The sequence below is a fragment of the Colwellia sp. D2M02 genome, assembly GCF_018860755.1.
In the GTDB taxonomy this organism is placed as follows: Bacteria; Pseudomonadota; Gammaproteobacteria; order Enterobacterales; family Alteromonadaceae; genus Colwellia; species Colwellia asteriadis.
The window spans coordinates 40,798-59,646 of the sequence record NZ_JAHKPW010000042.1; the positions used below are offsets into that span (position 1 = coordinate 40,798).

Consider the following 18,849-nt stretch of genomic DNA (forward strand, 5'->3'; position numbering starts at 1 on the left):
CGATATAAGCGCTTTCTCAACGTGAAGCTCGTTAACGTTATTTGTTGTTTAAGATAAAGAGGTACGTAAGCGATCCATGCCTTGCTCAATACTGAACAAGGGCTGATAATTTAATTCTTTTTTCGCGGCGCTAATATCAAAGTAATGCGCCGTTGATAACTGTTTAGCAACAAAGCGTGTCATGACTGGTTCTTGCTTTTTCCCTAAAGCTAAATAAAGCCATTCAAGCATAGCACCAACAACGTAGGCAACACTGCTTGGAACACGCTGGCTAACTGGCGGTAAGTTTCGACAAGCAAGTATTTTATTGAGCATAATCGCCATCGTAATGGGCTCATCATTACTAATATAATACGCTTTACCTAAACAGCGCGGTTTAGCTTGGGTTAGCTCTAGTGCCGCTAGAATGTGCGCATAAGCGGCATTGTCGACATAAATGGTATCAACTAGTTTATCTTTTTTTCCAACCAGTTTTAACCGCCCTGCTGCTGCTCGATCGAGCACTCTTGGCACTAAATGCGGATCATTCGGCCCCCAAATTAAGTGTGGGCGCAACGCAACAGTTTTTAATGCCGTAGTGTTAGCCGTATCGGCAGTTGTGATAGCCGATGAAGCCAACACTAACTGCTCAGCCAGCGCTTTTGATTGAGCATAATAGTTTAAATAACTGCCAGCATAAGGCTGTGATTCATCAACGCCTGCTTCATCAACGCCGGCAAACGTAACACTGGGCGTGCTGGTATAAACTAAGTTAGCGATATTATGCTGATGACAACTCTCAATGATATTTTTAGCGCCCTCTACATTCGCTGAAAAGTATGCTTGCTTACTTCCCCAAACGCCAGCTTTGGCGGCAACATGAAAAACAACATCACAACCTTTCATGGCCTGAGATAACGCTTTTAAGTCACTAATATCACCTTGAACCATATTAACGCCAGCTTGTTCAAGACCAGGATACTTACCGCGGGCAAAGCCTGTGACGTTAATGCCTGCGGCAACTAAAAAATGACAAATTTTACGACCTAAAAAGCCACCTGCGCCAGTAACAAAAGCATGATTAACGCGACTTGATAACTGAGAAAGCGCTTGTTGAAGCGCGTTAGGCAAATCAGCGAAATCATCCGCAATAAGGTTTTTTGCTTTATTCATAATGAGTTTGTGCCCAGAGCGCTAATTTTTCTCGAAATATTTTCGCATTATGACGAATATCAACAGGAAAATCGGGATGTATCAAAAAGTGCTTAATGCCTTTAGTTTGCGGATGCTTTAACGCTATAGCAAACAAATCACTAAATAATTGTTGTTGTGCTTGAGCTGATATTTTTTTGCCTTTCGAGGTTAACTCTATACACAGTAATGGCGTTTTCGCGCCAAGTAATGTCACTGAAACTAACGCGGTACGCTTTACATCATCATGGGTATTAAATATCCGCTCACACGGAATAGAAAAGTATTGCTTATTTGGTGTATCAACTCGATGTGCTTTTCGTCCACACATCCACAAGCGCCCTTGGCTGTCTTGATAACCTAAATCGCCCATACGGTGACGAACGGTAGTTTTATGATGCTCTTGCTTATTTGTGCCAGCTACATGACTATAAATTTTCGCTTGTTCTGTTGCAGTATCGCGCTGGTAATAACTATGACTGACCATGTCTCCACTCACAACAATTTCACCTATGGTGTTTTTGGGTAACGCTAAATCGTCATGCCATGTATCAATAACATCATCGGTAATGGCAATGATGCTAATTTCTACACCATCAATAGCACGGCCAACACAGATACCACCACCATTATCGGTAATGTCGGTAGTGGTTAATAGCTCATTGCTTCCTATTTGGGTTAATGGCAATGACTCTGTTGCGCCATATGATGTAAGCACTTCTACATGAGAACTTAATAACGGAATAAAGCGTTTAATCGAACTCAAAGTAGCGGGCGCTCCCGCGGAAATAACGCGCTTTAAACTTAATAGTTGATGTGGTTGACCATTAGCCTTGCTACCTGCCTGTCCGAGTACTTCAATCAGTGCCGGATTAGCGAACAAGTTAGTACATTGATATTTTTCAATCGCAGCAAAAATAAACGCAGGATTGGCTTTAATCGGTTTACTGGCATCCATGTCGGGTATAATTGACGCCATACCCAATGCAGGACCGAAAAGTGAAAATAACGGAAATGTTGCTAAATCACGCTCGCCAGCAACAATACCATAGTCGTTTTTTAAAGCGCTAATTTGTGCTTCAAACATTTTATGGCTATAAACCACCCCTTTTGGCGTACCGGTACTACCACTGGTAAATAAAATTGCTGATATTTCATCATCACTAAGCGTCGCCATTGGAAAGGGCTCAACACTTGGGTGTTTTTTCAATAAACGATTAAGCGTTAAACCACCTATTATAGTCGCTAAAGTATTAGAGCCTCCAACGGTTAGCAGTAGCTTAACGCTATTTTTTCCCCAACCAAAAAGTTTACGTGCAATATGTGCTTTAGGTATACCAATAAAAACATCGGGAGCTGATTCAGCAAAACATTGCTTTAAGTTTTTAACTCCCATGCCGGGGTCAACTAAAATTGGAACAATGCCAGCTTTAAAAAGAGCAAAGGTTAACGAAAAAAAATCAATACTTGGCGTAACCATTAGCACCGCTTTCATACCACGTTTAATGCCATAAGCGAGTAACGCATGAGCAATAGCATCACTTTGCTGATGCAGTTGTGCAAAACTTAACTCGTCGTAAAAAAGCTTATTAACGTTAGCGTTTAAAGCGTTACGATTGAAACCACGATAGCGCTGTACTGAAACAGCTAAATTGTTGGGGGTAAGTTTAGCAGCACTCGCTAAGTGCCGACATAAATTGGCATCAGACAAAATAGCGCTAGATGAAGTGACGTTAGAAACATCTATTTTAGCCTGGTTATTATCGTTATTTAGGTTATCCATGGCATGGCTCGTTTAGCACTAATTTTACTGTTTGTTATAGTAAGGTACTTTCAGTTTTAGCAATAAAATCACTAATTAGTGGTACAACTTCATCACTAGCATCTTCTAAAATATAATGTCCGCAATCATCAAAGGCGTGTACTTGTGCATTGGGAAAACGTTGTTGCCATTCATTGAGAAAGTGCTTGTCAAAAACAAAGTCTTTTAGCCCCCAACAAATAATAGTTGGTAGCGTTTTGAACTGGCTCAGGCTTTGAGCAATTTCAGACACTAACGCGTAGTTTCTATCATGGGGCTTTAAGGGAATATCTTGAATAAAACGTAACGTAGAAATACGGTTTTTCCATGAATTAAAAGGCGCAACATAGGCTTGACGCACTGATTTTTTCATAGGCTTTCGCTTAACACCAATAAATGATGCTATACCTGAAAAGGCATTAAAGCCACGCACTAAAATTGTTCCAAGGGTAGTATTACGGCCTAACCATAAAGCGGCAGGCAGTTTTTTACTCGCAGGTAAATGAAAAGCGCCCGTATTTAAAACGACTAAGCGTTTAATACGTTCGGGATGGCGTGCTGCGTATCCTAAACCTATCATACCGCCCCAATCATGTACCACTAAGGTAATATTATCTTTAACATTTAAGTGGTCAAGTAATGCTTCAAGATCATCAATACGGTTTTTTAAGGTGTAATCATAATCGGCATCATCAGGTTTATCTGATAAACCACAACCAATATGATCAGGTACAATACATTGGTGGTTAGTGCGTAATGCACTCACTAAGTTTCGGTAATAAAAAGACCAACTTGGATTGCCATGCACCATAACAACTGGTGAGCCTTGACCTTCATTCAAATAATGGTATTGCTGACCGTTACGGGTAATAAAGTTTTCTTTAAAGGGAAAAAGTGCTTTATCTATCATTACCATTTCAGCCCTAACATCATACAATTTAAACCACTGCCTATGCCTAAAAAGCTGACATTATCGCCTTTTTGTAGAAAACCTTGATCATGAGCCATCGCGGCAGTCACCGGTAAAGATACCGTGCCCATATTGCCTAATTTTTGAAAAGTAGGAAATTCTTTCTCTGCGGGAATATTCAGTGCCGTTAACACTTGTTTTTGATTGGCAGCACCAACTTGGTGGCAAATAACTTTATCAACTTGTTCAACAACCCACTGCTGTTGTTGTAAAAAGTGCTCCCAAGTGTCCTTTGCTAACATCACACCTTCTTTCAATAAACTTACCGCGTCGGTGCGCATAAATTCACGAAATAGCTGTGGTCCCACTTCTTTCAAGCCCCACTGACATAAATTATTATGTTCTGGTGCTGATAAATGGCTAGCACTTAATAGCTGGTGACTGCGATCAGAAGTTAGTGCCAGTGTACCATCAGTAATTAATACCGCGACAGCACCTGAGCCTCCAGTTAGCGTTGCTAACGAGCGTGCATAATTTTGCATGGTTGGATCAGCAAGCATATCTTCAATGGTAACATCGACAATATGACGAGCCGATTCACAAGAAACCACTAAGCCAGCTTTTATTTGCCCAAGCTCGATACGATTAGCGATGTCTAAAATACCTGATAAAACCCCTAAACAAGCGTTACTAATATCGTAAATCGCAGTATCTTTTAAAACACCAAGTTTTGCCGCTATACGACAAGCCGTAGCAGGCTCGTGTTGATCACGACAAACACCGGTATAAACCACAGCACCTAAGTCAGCAACGTCAATATTTGTTTCAGCAATAGCTTTTTGTGCCGCAACAATAGCACCATCAGATAACACATGCTCCTTAGGCCACCAACGACGTTCAACAATACCTGTTAAAGCAGAAAGTTGTCCCATAGGAATACGATATTTTTGATATAACGGCGTTAAACGGGATTCTAACGCTGAACTACTAACAATTTCAGGAGCTAATTCGTAAGCTAAACTATTTATAAAAACGCGGGAATATTTCATCTATATGATTTTTACTTATTTATGGTTTGTATTGCTTAACTGCTATCTATTTAATGCGATAACGTCACTTTCACTGTTAGACAATATCGTGATAATCACAACTGTTGTTCACATCTAAGCTTGTTTCTCATGTTAAAACATTAAAAACGTGAACAAAATCATCGATAACACCGTTATCAATAACGCAGCAATAATAGCCAATTAAAATTATTACTTATATGGGGCGCCATTTGAGCAAGAATAACTGTAGGATTCAACCAAAAGATTAGCTAATGTTAAACATTCCATTGGATTTTTCACATTTTTGTCGTTTTACTGTGACAATTTCGATAACGCTTGCGCTGAAAAAGTTAATTTGTGAATAGTAATGGCTACTGAAATTAAAAGAATGTACTACTGTTATCATTAGCACAAAAAAGTAGTAATGAATGGTAATTCATTACTACTTAACGTTAAAAACTACATAGAGAATTTATTGATTTCTGTCTCTAAATTAACACTTAGCTGTTGTGTTTCATGTGCTGCTGTTTGTGCTTGATGCGATACACTTGAGGTATTTTCAGCCGTATCTGAAATATTAACGATACGTCTTGCCGTATCTTCACCAGCTTCTAATTGCTCAGTTGCCGCAGTCGATATTTGATGACTCATTTGTGATATTTCACCCAATGAGTTGGCAATTTTTTGTAATTGCTCTGATACTTGCTGTGATTTTTCAACTGTTTGTTCGCTGGTTTCAATACTTTGACTGACTGATGATTTAGCATCTTTCGCTGCATTTTGCAGTTTAGTAATCATTTGATGAATTTCTTCAGTGCTACTTTGAGTACGTTGTGCTAATTGACGTACTTCATCAGCAACAACCGCAAAGCCTCGCCCTTGGTCACCAGCTCTAGCCGCTTCAATTGCCGCGTTTAATGCCAGTAAGTTGGTTTGCTCTGCAATACTTTGAATAACCGTTAATACATTAGCAATGCTATTAACTTCATCATCTAATATCTGAATATTAGCGCCAGCACTTTCTATTTGCGTTTCTAATAAGTTAATCGTTTTAGACGCTTCTTGGGTAAGAACATTCGCCGTTTCACCTTGCTCTTCAGCTTCAACAACTGAACTTGCCGTTTGTTGCGCGTTTTCAGCGACGGCACTGGCCGAGGCTGTTAATTCGGTAATTGCCGAAGCAACCATTTGAGTTTCATCACTCATTGCACGAGTTAATTTATCTAACTCTGTGGCACGGCTTTCAGAATCATGTGTTTGCGACTTTAAGTGGTCTGTAACATGCTTAATGCCTTGTACTACTTGTTGTAAGGATGCTTGCATGTAATTAATTGCCCCAACAACACTTTCATTACTGGCATCGCTAAAACGAGCTTCTTGTTTTAAATCACCACGAGAAACTTTAAGTACAAGTTTATGTACGTCATCAATTTCAGCACCTAAAGCATTATTTAGCGCAAAACCAAAACGTGCTAAGGCAGCAGATAATATTACCGCAATAATGACTGATAGCGAAAATAACCATTTAGCGGTTGACCAATAACGCGCATCACTTTCAGCTTCGCTAATACCTGTACCGATATACCAGCCCCATTTAGGCGTTTTTTCAACAACCGAGGTAAGATCAACCACTTGCCCATCACGTTCTGAATTCCAGTGATAAGTAATGATTTGATTGGTTTTATTACCCACTAAACCAGCAACCATTTGCCCGATACTCTGCCCTTGAGCATCTTTAAAATCATTAAAACTAGTACCGTGTAATTGAGGATCATGAGGCGTGGCTACAAAATCAAGATTATCATCAACCACATAAACATACTCAGAGTCATGATATTTATTTTCTCTAAGCATTTGAGTAGCAAAGGTCTTCGCTTGTGTTTCCGTTAGCTCGCCTTGGCTAACCAATAACTCGAACTGTTGTACAATATTCACAGTCGACTTCATTAGCTGGTTTATGCGAGCAATATTATCACTTTGACTTGCTTGATTTAAAACCTGTAAACCTAATACAGCAACACTAATTAGTGACAAAAATAACACCACTACAAACGTTAAAATCTTTGCTCGTAAATTCATACGTACTACCTTAATTTTTTTAGTCTAAATTTAATAATAACTACTCAATTTAATTTTACTAGCAAAACACTACAACTAAAAGTGAATATTTAATTGAAATATTAGTATAAAAAAACAGGCGTAGCCACTTAAATTTTTTAAAACAATAACTTAGATAGCGCTATTGTCCTAAAACAAGTCCCTCTCTACGAGGGTCAGCACCACCAATTAGCTCCCCTGCTTTTATTTCTATTCCTTGTACGCCACTATTTAACGCACTCACTCTAACTTTATGACCTTTTTCTTCGAGCGCTAATTTTAATTCACTAATTGATGTATCGACTTCTAATGTAGTAACTTTATTGCGATTTGTAAATTTAGGGAGGTTAATCGCTTCTTGAATGTTTAGCTGCCAATCTAAAACCCCGACAATAGTTTGTGCCACGTAATTAATAATGCGACTGCCGCCAGGTGAGCCAACAATAAGCTTTAATGACTTATTTTGGTCAAATACCATCATCGGTGCCATTGAGCTACGCGGCCTTTTTAACGGTTCAACGCGATTTGCAACCAACTTACCGTTAACTTGGGGTGCTAATGAAAAGTCTGTTAATTGATTATTCAAAATGAAGCCTTGTACCATCAATGCTGAGCCAAAGCCGTTCTCAATACTACTGGTCATTGAAACCGCATTACCAAATTGATCAACTATCGACAAGTGACTAGTTGAAGGTCGTTCAATCGCGTTATCTAGCGCTAAATGTTGAGATTTTTTGGGATCACCAGCAACTGCTACCCCCATATCTTTACTTTCATTAATAAGCGTTGCTCGACTCGCTAAATAATCTTTATCCAGTAACCCCGTAACTGGCACACTAACAAAGTCGCTATCGGCAATGTACTTATTACGGTCAGCAAAAGCTAAACGAGCACTTTGACTAATCAGGTGCACCGCAGGTAAAGAATTAGGGGTGAGTTTGGCTAAGTCGAACGATTGTAACTGCGCTAATATTTGAATAACCGCAATGCCACCAGAGCTAGGCGGTGCCATGCCACATACATTGTATTGATGATAAGGACCGCAAACTGGCGACCTTTCTATGGCCTGATAAGCTGCCATATCTTGCTCAGATAATGTTCCAGGAGAAATAGCGGAGTTTTGTACTTTTTCAACAATTTTTTTAGCGATCCAGCCTCGATAAAAAACCTCAATCCCCTCTTTGGCAATACTGCGATACGCTTTAGCTAAATCTGGATTTTTTAAAATATCCCCTGCTTTAATTTTCACGCCATTAGGAAAAAAGTACTGATTAATTTCAGGTAACTGATGTAAACCTGGATTCATATCCATACCTAATAATTTTTCTAAGCGTGGCGAAACCACAAAGCCTTGTTCAGCAAGCTCAATAGCGGGAGTAAATAAATCAGCCCAAGGTAAATTACCTTGTTGAACATGTGCTTTTTTCAAAGCGGCAAGTAAACCGGGAACGCCAACCGACTTACCACCAACCACGGCTTTCATCCAAGGTAGCGGCTTGCCATGTTTATCTAAAAATAACTCACTCGTTGCTAACTTAGGCGCAGTTTCTCTACCGTCAAAGGTTGTTAGTTGTTGTGACTTTTTATGCCAATGCAACATAAACGCGCCACCGCCAATCCCAGACGACTGAGGCTCAACCAGCGTTAACACTAACTGCGCAGCAATAGCAGCATCAACAGCGCTCCCGCCATTTTCTAACATGGAAAAAGCCGCTTTACTTGCGTATTCATTGGCACTGGCAACCATGTGTTTTTTACCATAAACAGCTTTTTTAGCGAAAAAGCCCGTTGCGCCTTCAGGCTCCCTAACTTCTCTTACTTGTGCAGAAGCCGCGAGGGTGAAAAATGTTTGGCTTATCAAAAAAGTTAACGCGCTAAATTTTACGAACATTGGAGTTTTCATGCTATTCCTTATTTAAACCATAACTAAGTTTATTGCTGTTCTTTGAGTCTAAGTATCAGTGGGTCTAAATGATAATTGAAATTTATTAAAGGCTAAAAAGTTATTGATAATCGGTTGGTATTTTCCCGTATTATCTGGGGTTATGCTATGTGTTGAGTCGTTTGGTTTCTCCAGTAATGCTAAGGCATAACAACAGGCTTCTAAACTCGATAATGCATTATGTTTAGCCACTTTTCTAATGTGGTATTGCCCTGCTTGCGCTAAGTGGTCTGGCAGGCATACTTGAGGTAATTGCTGTAATTGTTCGCACAACATTAACATTCGATAGGCTTTTTTCCAGGTACCATCAAGGATTACCAAACAATAGGGCTTATTACTTAACGATACATGAGATGGTGAATTTAATGGCGCTTGACCAAGTATTTGTGCTTGTTCACTGGGGTAAAGTAGTAATGGTTGGTAATTAACCAATACTTTTTGAAAGTGCTCATTATCAGTAAAGTCCTCACCGACAATCACCTGGCATGATTGTAACGACTTTGACAATAAAGCGACCGTTCCTTTACTGTGTGTCACCTCATTAGGGTGTTGAAGAACAACAACATCAATCGTATTATCAACTGCGCTAATGAATGCACAAATACATGCAATTGGAGGCCGCTGACATTGGCTGCAAAGTATTCTTGTCATGAAGAACCAAAATAAAAAACTTTCAAATGAAAAGGCATTGTATACTTTATTACTCTTTTATAAACACATAGCCCTGAAAAACTCGTAAGAATGACGTATTTTTTATCCTTTTTTAAACAAATAAAATGCACTTGGCAAAGCTTCGCAGTACCTTTGTTTATCGCTATAGTCGCGTTGTTAGCTTTTACTGTTGATTCACTATTAAGTGAGTACTTTGTTTATCAGCGCCAGCTTATTAGCCAAGGTGAAGTGTGGCGCTTGCTCAGCGGACACTTTTTTCATACCAACGGCTATCACCTTTTACTTAATATCATGGCGTTATTATTACTATCGTTACTACATAGTAAGTTTTACACCATCAAACGTTATAGCTTGCTGTTTTTATTTTGTGCTGTGTTTTGTAGCTTAGCACTATACTTATTTGAGCCTAGTTTGATTCAATATGTCGGTTTGTCGGGCGTGCTACATGGTGTTTTTGCTTGGGGGGCATTAATGGATGTTCGCCACGGTGATAAAACGGGCTACTTATTACTTAGCGGTGTTATGGTGAAAATACTGCATGAGCAATACTATGGCGCTAATAACGAATTAAGTGAACTCATTAACGCGAGTGTTGCGATAAATGCCCACTTATGGGGAGCTATAGCAGGGTTAATATTCTTTATTTTATATCCTGTCCTCTTTTCTACCACCAAATTATCAACACCATCTTCTCAGTTAAAATAATTACATATGATTAACTACTAACTCAAATTCAAGATAGTTAACGGTTACATCTCAGATTTATTGGCCATCAATAGAAGAAAAAATATAAAAAAGCTATGAAAACAGATATAAAAAAGCCGCTTGTATTATTCACACAAGCGGCTTTAATTAGTTAGCTATAAATGATAGTAAATAACTTATAAGGTATTTTCAAACAACTTATAGATGCGGCGGTATTCGTCTAACCAAGAACTAGGCTGTACAAAACCATGTGGCTCTACTGGATAAATTGCCGTTTCAAAGTCTTGTTTTTCTAGCTCAATCAAGCGCTGTACTAAACGTACGGTATCTTCAAAAAACACATTATCATCAACCATAGGCGCGTTAATTAATAACGGTTTAGTTAACCCCTCGGCAAAATAAATTGGCGAACTACGCTCGTAGGCAATAGCATCATCTGCTGGTGTATTTAAAATGTTTGAAGTATAACCGTGGTTATAATAAGCCCAGTCAGATACTAAGCGAATAGCTGAGCCTGAAGCGAATAAGTCAGGGTCGGTAAATAACGACATTAGCGTTAAAAAGCCACCGTAAGAACCGCCATAAGTGCCGACACGTTTTTCATCAACGTTAGCATTTTCAACCAACCACTCAACGCCATCACGCATATCTTCTACTTCAACTTTACCCATATGGCGATAAATACTGGTACGCCAATCACGTCCGTAACCTGCTGAGGCGCGATAGTCCATATCAATCACAACATAACCTTGTTGTACTAACATAGAATGAAACATAAATTCACGGAAATAACCCGACCAACCTAAATGCGCGTTTTGTAAGTAACCTGCCCCATGAGTAAACATAACCGCACGATTTTTCTGTGTGGTTTTATCAAAGTTCTCAGGAAAATAAACACGTGAGTAAATAGGCTCTGCTTGATTGCTTGATGGAATAGCGACCACACTTGGTGCACTCCATGGCATTGCTAAAAATTGCTCAGAAACGGTATGGGTAATACGCATTGCAGGAGTACTTTTCGCTAAATCTTTAACATAAAGCTCAGGCGGCATAGTAACCGTTGAGTGCTCAATCAATAATTTAGACTCATCAGGGCTTAGTGAGTAATTATTTTTGCCACCTAAATCGGTTAATGCAGCCATATTTTTAGCAAAATCAACCTGATAAACCTCATAAATACCAGGGTGTTTTTTATTCGCTTTAAAAATAAAGCGCTTATTATCTTTTGTCAGCGTAACATCACTTACTTCAAACTTACCTGAGGTTAACTGAGTTGCTTTACCTGTTAAACCTTTATGGTAAAGGTGTGAATAACCGCTTTCTTCTGATAGATAATATAAGCTACTATTATTGTCTTGATTGTCATTAACCCAGCCAAACTCGTTAAAGCTCCAGTTAATCCAAGCATCGTCATGTAATTTATGCTGTGTGACTAAAGTCGACTCTGTTAAATCTACTGTTGCTAACCAACGTGTTTTGTTGTCCCAAGCTTCAAGCATTAAAGCAACATTTTTACCATCACTAGACCACTTAATTGGGTTATACATTTGCAACACATGAATATTACGTGCTTGTTTTTCTGACTTGTATTTTTTGCCTTCACGAGCGTAGTTTTCAGCCTTTACTGACGCTAATACGTCGCTATCAAAGCTTGGTAGCGTTTCATAACTTAATGCTTTTTGAGCGCCAGATTTCAAATCAAGCACAAATAACTGCTCTTGATATTGACGATTATTGGCAACACGAGCACGTACTTTCTCTGAGGCAATAACACCATCATTAGTGACGTAATTCGGCATAATATCGCTACTGTCACGACTCGACTTAGCAGCAGCAATACTAACGACTAATTTATCACCTGCAGGAGAAAGACTAGCGTGAGCAACGCGATTATCTTTACCAAAGTAAAAATTAGTGTCGCTAATGCTGTTATTTCCTGACGCCAATTGCTCTTTTTGCGCTTGCTTTAATTTCGCGTTTCGATGCTCTAAGGCAATATAATCAATAAGTTTATGTTGCTCTTTAGCTAAATAACTACTTGGCTCTTGTACACCTTGTGGCGCATCACTCATTTGTAAATTAGCTAACTCAACCAATTGCCCTGTAGTTAGGTTATGCGCATAAAAAATATTGCCCACACGATATGCAACATCACCGTTAGTTAAAAACATCGCATTGTGTTCATTGCTTGAGGTAAAAGTGAGTTGTTTTACCGCTTGTGTCGCAAGGGTTTTAACAAAAACATTACCGTTAAAGCTGTACACTTCATGTGTACCTGCTCGGTTAAGCACTGCATTAGTGTCTGACACCACATGATGTTGCGCTAGTTGAACTTTTTCACCGTTATTTTTAGCCGTGATACTGGTAGCAAATAAATCGCGTAATGGGTTACCTAGCTGTTTTTGCTTATAAAAAATAGTTTCACTGTCATCACCCCAATACCAAGACTCTGGCGCGCGACCAAACCAGTCAGGGTCAGCCATAATTTGCTCTAGTGTGATCACATTTGTAGAGTTGCTAGCAACTGCTGCCGCTGGTTCAACAAACTCAGGAATATTATTGGCTTGAGTATTTTGAGAAATACTTGAGCTAGTACACGCCGCCAAAGATAAGCTCAACGCCGCTGCAATTAATTTTAGTTTCATAAGTATTATTCTTTTAGGTTGTCTTTTAAGTTGTATTTTAAGTTATCTTGTAAGTAAACTGATTAAAAGTTAAGGGCAATACCAAATACACGCTTTAATGAACTCAGTACTAGACCTTCATAGTGACATACTAATAGAAATACTCAAAAATGTGTAAAACTAAACGACCAGTAACGAGATAAATACGGTAAAATAAAGCAAAGTACGATAACCCATGATAAACACTATGATGTTATGCCCTTGCGGTTCAAAATCTTTACTGATTGATTGCTGTCAACCTTATATAAATGGCGATAAAAAACCTGAATCAGCTGAGCAATTAATGCGCTCTCGCTTTAGTGCCTATGCACTTTGTAATGCTACTTATATTTTCAATACTTACGCCGCAAAAAGCCAAGTAGATAATTCCATAGAAGACATTAAACAATGGGCCAAAGCCTGTAAATGGTTAGCTCTTGAGGTGCATCAAACCACAAAAAGCACCGTAGAGTTTAGTGCTTATTATATTCATGACGATACATTATGTGAATTACGAGAACACTCTAACTTTGTTATTGAGCAAGGTGCTTGGCGCTACCTTGATGGCGACATCAGTAAAAATGATATCATCACCAAAGTGAAACGTAATGAAGTTTGCCCTTGTAATAATTATGAAAGCTCAATAACGGTAAAGAAAAATAAAAAATATAAACACTGCTGTGCAAACTAGCTGCGTCGCTAATTAACCCCGCTAGCTAATTTACGAGTGGCGCTTGCACGAGAGACTTTTCAATACCATTTAACCACCCTTCTACATTAAGAGGTAATTCATGATTGAGTAGCGATGGTTCGCTATTTTCATCAGGTGTAGTTGGTTTTTGAGCGACTGTTTGTCTGTTTTGTTGTGCCGCTTGTGCTAATTTAGTTTGACAATACACGCTAGTATTGGCGATTACATCGCTAGCGATATGATGCTTATTATCACGAAAAGACAGCGGTTTAGGTGTGAGAGCATTAGCTAAACGAATGCTTGCTAAGTCATTTGCTAATACCGCTTCAACTTGATTAAATGATGCAATTTCGTTCATGCTTTGTAAGGCGAGTGGCGCAGTTTCAGGTAATTGAAACTGTTTACGCAAAGCTTTATTACTGGTGTCTTTTTCCGATAACGCCTGTGCTTGCGGTAAACAAAACTGACTATGCTCTCTAACATCTTCTGCTAGCATCGCTAACATTAGTGAAAAATCGGCACGTCTTGTTTGTTGAATACAATCGTTTAATTGCTCACCAAGCTGTAATTCATGTAACAACGGTGACGTTGCTGCATCATTTACTGAACTTGTATAATTTTGTGAGGTATTAACAGCCAAAGGATTATCTCTTATTTACGTTAGTAAATAAGTTATCGGCTAAGCTGCTGAAATGTTTAGCCGATATTTACTTTTTATGGGATTTATTTCTAGTGCTGTTTTAATGGCCAAGTTAAGGTGAATGAAGCGCCACCTAACTCACTATCGCCAATACTAGCATAACCTTGGTGCCACTCCATAATACGTGCAACAATAGCCAAACCTAAGCCAAAACCGCCCGTATCTCTATTTCTGGAGTTATCACCGCGAGAAAAAGCATCAAAAATAACTTGCTTAAATTCATCGGCAACACCGTCACCATTATCTTCAACACAAATACTACAATGAGTGTTATCTTGCGATAAGGTAATACGTACAGTCCCTTTACCATATTTTATCGCGTTGCTAATAAAGTTATTTAGCGCACGGTCAATAAAATAGCCATCACAACATACTGTTGGCTTATTAAGGAAATTAATGAACTCAATTGAACTAACAAACTGATCATGACTCGCTATTTGTAAGTTAACTAAATCCACCATATTGGTTTGACTAAAATTCAATTCAGGCTTATCACTATCGAAAGCAGCATAAACCAGCATTTCATTAATAAGCTCTTCCAACTCTCTTATGTCATGAGCGATTTGCTGTTGATATTTTTGGCGTTTATCTTCTGTTTTTACCGTGTCTAACATTTGTAGGGCAAACTTTGACCGTGCTAAAGGTGTTCTTAATTCATGAGAAACTGCATTAGTTAGTTCTTTATGCGCGTCAATTAAGCGCTTAATACGCGCCGCCATCATATTAAATGAAGAAATCATAGGCGCTATCATAGTTGACTTTGCCGCAGGTGCTTTTACTTCAAATTTACCTTGACCAAACTCTTTGGTTGCCTTTTTAAGCTGCTCTAAATCCCGTGACATTGGCCACAACCAAATAAAAATAATAATGCCAAAAGTCGCTAAGATCATCACGCGGTAGGTCGCTTTTACTCTTGGTCTTGTTGGCATTTTTGCTGGCCCTAAGGCAATCACTAAATCACTATTTTCAATTAAATAATGTAAAACGACTTTACTATTGAAGTAGTAAATATGGGTTCTATCTTCTTCTAATGCGTTATGGTCGGCATGATCTATTGCTTCAACCTCAGCAAGTGTCATTAATTGCAATGGTAATTTAAAACGTTCGTTAGCATTCGCAATTAACTGTTCCCACTCTTCTTCAGGGTGTTTTTGTACATAATCACCGAGCGCTATCATCATCGCTTTATAGCCGGTATATGATTCAATATCTTGTTCTAAATAAGAGTTCCATATTTCATCAAGCGCCCACGAAAAAATGATAAACGTAGAGATAATAAGAAAATATAAATTAAAAAATGAGCGGCCTAATTTCATTAAAACCTCTGGTGATGAATGAGTTAACCTGAACTTACTAATAAAGCTAAAAATACGGGTTAATATTAAATCTATAAAAACACTTATTAGCCCTATTACAAGCTAAGTGAAAAATATAAAAATCACTGTAAAAAAGGCTTTACCGTTGTCGATAAAGCCTTAATATAAGTAGATAAGTACTAGGTTAATTCCATGCGTCTGGCACAAATAGGTAGCCTTGTCCCCAAATAGTTTTAATTCTAAAAGGCGTTTCAGTGCTGTCTTGAAGTTTTTTACGTAAACGAGAAATTCGTACATCAACACTGCGATCTAAACCATCGTACTCACGACCAATAACCGCTTTGTATATATAATCTCTGTTTTGCACTTCGCCTGCTTTAGTACTTAATAACCATAGTAAATCAAACTCTTGACTGGTTAAGTCAATATTTTCATCATGTAACGTTACTTTTCTTGAGGCTTTATTAATGTACAAGCCACCGCAAGTTACTTCACCTTTTTCTTGTGATTGATTAGGTAATTCACCACGGCGTAATAGTGCATTAATGCGGGCTAATAATACTCTTGGTTCAACGGGCTTAATGACATAATCATCAGCACCAATTTCTAAACCAAGTACTTGGTCAAAGTCAGTACTTTTAGCGGTCAACATTAAAATGGGGCCATTAAAGTCTGGGCGTAAATCTCGACATACTGCAAAACCATCTTTACCTGGCAGCATAATATCTAACACGATTAAATCAGGAGAAAATAATTTAACGCGTTTGGCAACGGTGTCACCGCGAAACTCTTGTTTAACATGAAAGCCTTCACTCGTTAAAAAATCTGTAACCAGATCTGATAATTGATGATCATCTTCTACCAACAAGATTTTTTTTACTGCAGAATTACTGTCTGGCATAGTTATTTCCTTATTTAAGCGAGTTATTTCTCGATATTACTGATCAAAATACTAATAACATAATATAGCTAAGATAAATTGATAAGTTTACAATACAGTGCAAAGCAACTGTGTATTTGAAAGTTAGCTTAAACAACTTATGCTTGTTAAACAATAGCCTCTACCACTTGTTACTGATAAATTACATTATTTAACAAGCACCACAAAAAAACACTTGCGAGCATGGTAATATACCCGCAAGATCATGCCATTAATTAACATCTGCAACTTAAGATGCATACAGCATTCATCTAGTTCATTAAGAATATTATTTGAAAATACGACTTAGGAATACTATGAAAATTATCTCTTTCAATATTAACGGCCTACGCGCTCGCCTTCATCAACTACAAGCCATTATTGATAAGCACCAGCCCGATATTATTGGTTTACAAGAAATTAAAGTACATGATGAAGCATTTCCACTAGCCGACGTAGAAGCAATGGGCTATCACGTATACTTTCACGGTCAAAAAGCCCATTACGGTGTTGCTATGTTATGTAAAAAACCGGCTGATATAGTTCAAAAAGGTTTTCCAAGTGACGATGATGAAGCACAACGCCGTATGATTATGGTAACCACCACGAACAATGCAGGTGAAAAAATTACGGTCTTAAATGGCTATTTCCCACAAGGCGATAACATTAGCCACGAGACGAAGTACCCATATAAGCGCCAATTCTATAAAGACTTAATGAGTTATTTAAATGAAAACCACAGCAATGATGAAAATGTTGTGGTGATGGGAGACATTAATATTTCTCCACAAGATTTAGATATTGGTATTGGTGAAGTTAACCGTAAACGTTGGTTGAAAACCGGTAAATGTTCTTTTCAACCAGAAGAGCGTGAATGGCTAGCCACCTTAATGGATTGGGGTTTTGTTGATACTTTTCGTAAACTCCACCCTGAAACGACTGAACGTTACTCTTGGTTTGATTACCGCTCACGCGGATTTGATGGTAACCGCGGGCTAAGAATTGATGTAGTACTTGCTACCTCTAAACTTGCTGAGCAATGTATAGAGTCTGATATTGATTATGAATTACGCGGTATTGAAAAACCGTCAGATCATGCCCCTATTTGGTCAACATTCAAATAGAGACGCGATTAATAATGACAACTACAACGGCAAACTATCGTTGCCCTTTATGCCAACAACGCTTATTACTTATTAATAATAGTTATCGCTGTGAGCGTAATCATAGCTTTGATCAAGCTAAACAGGGTTATGTTAATTTACTGCCTGTACAAGCTAAGCGCTCTAAAGAGCCTGGCGATAATAAAACCATGGTACAAGCAAGACGGGCTTTTTTAGATCAAGGCTTTTATCAACCACTTGTTGATTCTATGTTAGCGCTTTATAACGAGTACGCTAATTATACCATGCCCGTTTTTGATGCAGGTTGTGGCGAAGGTTTTTATACTCATCAACATAAAACTGATAATAATATTGTTTATGGTGTTGATATTGCTAAAGAAACAGTAAAAATAGCCGCAAAACGCTATCAGCATTGTCACTTTAGTGTTGCTACCTTAGCTGACTTGCCTTTTACCGATGAATACTTTGGTTGGTTATACAGCGTTTATGCACCGATTTTAGAAAGCGAATTTACGCGCATTTTACAGCCTAATGGTTACCTATTAACAGTAACCCCAGCAGAGCAACATTTGTTTGAGCTAAAGTCATTGATTTACCGACAGGCTAATCATCATGATGTAAGTAAAAAACCAATTGAAAAACTCAACTTAATCAAAGAGCAGCGTTTAAACTATCCTATGCATTTTACTCATAGTAAAGATATTTTAAATTTACTGGCAATGACACCATTTGCCTTTAAAGCAACGCCCGAGTTAATTACTCAGCTCGAGCAATTGTCTGAGTTTACTTGCCAAGCCGATTTTATTTTACGTTTGTATCAAAAAAGTGCTTAAGCGTCGGTTACTTACTAGCAGTATCGTTAAGGTATTTTAAACATAAAAAAACGAGCTTAATCGCTCGTTTTTTTTATGTTTGAAATTAACTAACCTGAACTCGGTTTAAGAGATATTTAACAAATTGAAATATCAGCAAAAATTACTTTTATGAACCTCTAGCTTGATAGTTTTTCTTAATTTCATATGATAAACAAGGTAAATTTATATTTAATCTGTGGCTTATTCAAAGTAAATTTCACGAAAAAGTTAGGAAA

Annotated in this window: 15 protein-coding genes; 4 read left to right on the forward strand and 11 right to left on the reverse strand. The window is 38.2% G+C overall.

What is annotated here, in order from left to right:
* Nucleotides 1-48: 48 nt before the first annotated feature.
* The 7 genes from oleD to KO495_RS06610 all read right to left on the reverse strand — a co-directional run bounded on the left by oleD (nt 49) and on the right by KO495_RS06610 (nt 9,620).
* Nucleotides 49-1,152 carry a 2-alkyl-3-oxoalkanoate reductase gene (oleD, locus tag KO495_RS06580; RefSeq protein ID WP_215979604.1) on the reverse strand — a complete coding sequence of 368 codons (1,104 nt, stop codon included), beginning with the start codon at nt 1,150-1,152 and terminating at the stop codon, nt 49-51.
* Nucleotides 1,145-2,953: an olefin beta-lactone synthetase gene (gene oleC / locus KO495_RS06585; RefSeq protein ID WP_215979605.1), complete on the reverse strand. Its 1,809-nt coding sequence runs from the start codon at nt 2,951-2,953 to the stop codon at nt 1,145-1,147. The genes oleD and oleC overlap by 8 nt, the downstream gene beginning before the upstream one ends.
* A 34-nt stretch (nt 2,954-2,987) precedes the next feature.
* On the reverse strand, nt 2,988-3,881 hold the full coding sequence (locus tag KO495_RS06590) for an alpha/beta fold hydrolase (RefSeq protein ID WP_215979606.1): 894 nt from the start codon (nt 3,879-3,881) through the stop codon (nt 2,988-2,990).
* Complete coding sequence (locus KO495_RS06595; protein ID WP_215979607.1) at nt 3,881-4,930, reverse strand: 3-oxoacyl-ACP synthase III; 1,050 nt, start codon at nt 4,928-4,930, stop codon at nt 3,881-3,883. Before KO495_RS06595 ends, KO495_RS06590 begins: the two co-directional genes overlap by 1 nt.
* A 459-nt stretch (nt 4,931-5,389) precedes the next feature.
* Entirely contained in the window at nt 5,390-7,009 is a 1,620-nt protein-coding gene (locus KO495_RS06600; protein ID WP_215979608.1) for a methyl-accepting chemotaxis protein, read from the reverse strand.
* Nucleotides 7,010-7,169: 160 nt separating this feature from the next.
* Nucleotides 7,170-8,918, reverse strand: coding sequence for a gamma-glutamyltransferase (gene ggt, locus KO495_RS06605; protein ID WP_215979620.1), 1,749 nt, complete (start codon nt 8,916-8,918; stop codon nt 7,170-7,172).
* 60 nt (nt 8,919-8,978) lie between these two features.
* Nucleotides 8,979-9,620, reverse strand: coding sequence for a tRNA-uridine aminocarboxypropyltransferase (locus tag KO495_RS06610; RefSeq protein ID WP_215979609.1), 642 nt, complete (start codon nt 9,618-9,620; stop codon nt 8,979-8,981).
* Between the two features lie 153 nt (nt 9,621-9,773).
* On the opposite strand from KO495_RS06610, the gene rrtA reads away from it, so the two are divergent.
* Nucleotides 9,774-10,346, forward strand: a complete 573-nt coding sequence (gene rrtA, locus KO495_RS06615; RefSeq protein WP_252738844.1) for a rhombosortase — start codon at nt 9,774-9,776, stop codon at nt 10,344-10,346.
* Nucleotides 10,347-10,522: 176 nt separating this feature from the next.
* Here rrtA and KO495_RS06620 read toward each other — a convergent pair whose 3' ends face one another.
* Nucleotides 10,523-12,991 carry a prolyl oligopeptidase family serine peptidase gene (locus tag KO495_RS06620; RefSeq protein WP_215979611.1) on the reverse strand — a complete coding sequence of 823 codons (2,469 nt, stop codon included), beginning with the start codon at nt 12,989-12,991 and terminating at the stop codon, nt 10,523-10,525.
* Nucleotides 12,992-13,205: 214 nt separating this feature from the next.
* Between KO495_RS06620 and KO495_RS06625 the strand changes: the two genes are divergently transcribed.
* The gene (locus KO495_RS06625) at nt 13,206-13,700 is read left to right on the forward strand and encodes a YchJ family metal-binding protein (RefSeq protein ID WP_252738845.1); all 495 of its coding nucleotides are present in this window, start codon (nt 13,206-13,208) and stop codon (nt 13,698-13,700) included.
* Between the two features lie 25 nt (nt 13,701-13,725).
* Here the strand turns inward: KO495_RS06625 and KO495_RS06630 are convergent, their stop codons facing one another.
* The 3 genes from KO495_RS06630 to KO495_RS06640 all read right to left on the reverse strand — a co-directional run bounded on the left by KO495_RS06630 (nt 13,726) and on the right by KO495_RS06640 (nt 16,617).
* A complete protein-coding gene (locus tag KO495_RS06630; protein WP_215979612.1) occupies nt 13,726-14,340 on the reverse strand; it encodes a VC2046/SO_2500 family protein in 615 nt (204 codons plus the stop codon).
* 89 nt (nt 14,341-14,429) lie between these two features.
* A complete protein-coding gene (locus tag KO495_RS06635) occupies nt 14,430-15,716 on the reverse strand; it encodes an ATP-binding protein (protein WP_215979613.1) in 1,287 nt (428 codons plus the stop codon).
* Nucleotides 15,717-15,900: 184 nt separating this feature from the next.
* Entirely contained in the window at nt 15,901-16,617 is a 717-nt protein-coding gene (locus tag KO495_RS06640) for a response regulator (protein ID WP_215979614.1), read from the reverse strand.
* Between the two features lie 335 nt (nt 16,618-16,952).
* Between KO495_RS06640 and xthA the strand changes: the two genes are divergently transcribed.
* Together xthA and rlmA are read left to right on the forward strand one after the other, a co-directional pair.
* Nucleotides 16,953-17,759 (forward strand): exodeoxyribonuclease III, encoded by an 807-nt coding sequence (xthA, locus tag KO495_RS06645; protein ID WP_215979615.1) that lies wholly within the window; start codon nt 16,953-16,955, stop codon nt 17,757-17,759.
* A gap of 14 nt (nt 17,760-17,773) precedes the next feature.
* Nucleotides 17,774-18,592, forward strand: a complete 819-nt coding sequence (gene rlmA, locus KO495_RS06650; protein ID WP_215979616.1) for a 23S rRNA (guanine(745)-N(1))-methyltransferase — start codon at nt 17,774-17,776, stop codon at nt 18,590-18,592.
* Nucleotides 18,593-18,849 lie beyond the last annotated feature (257 nt).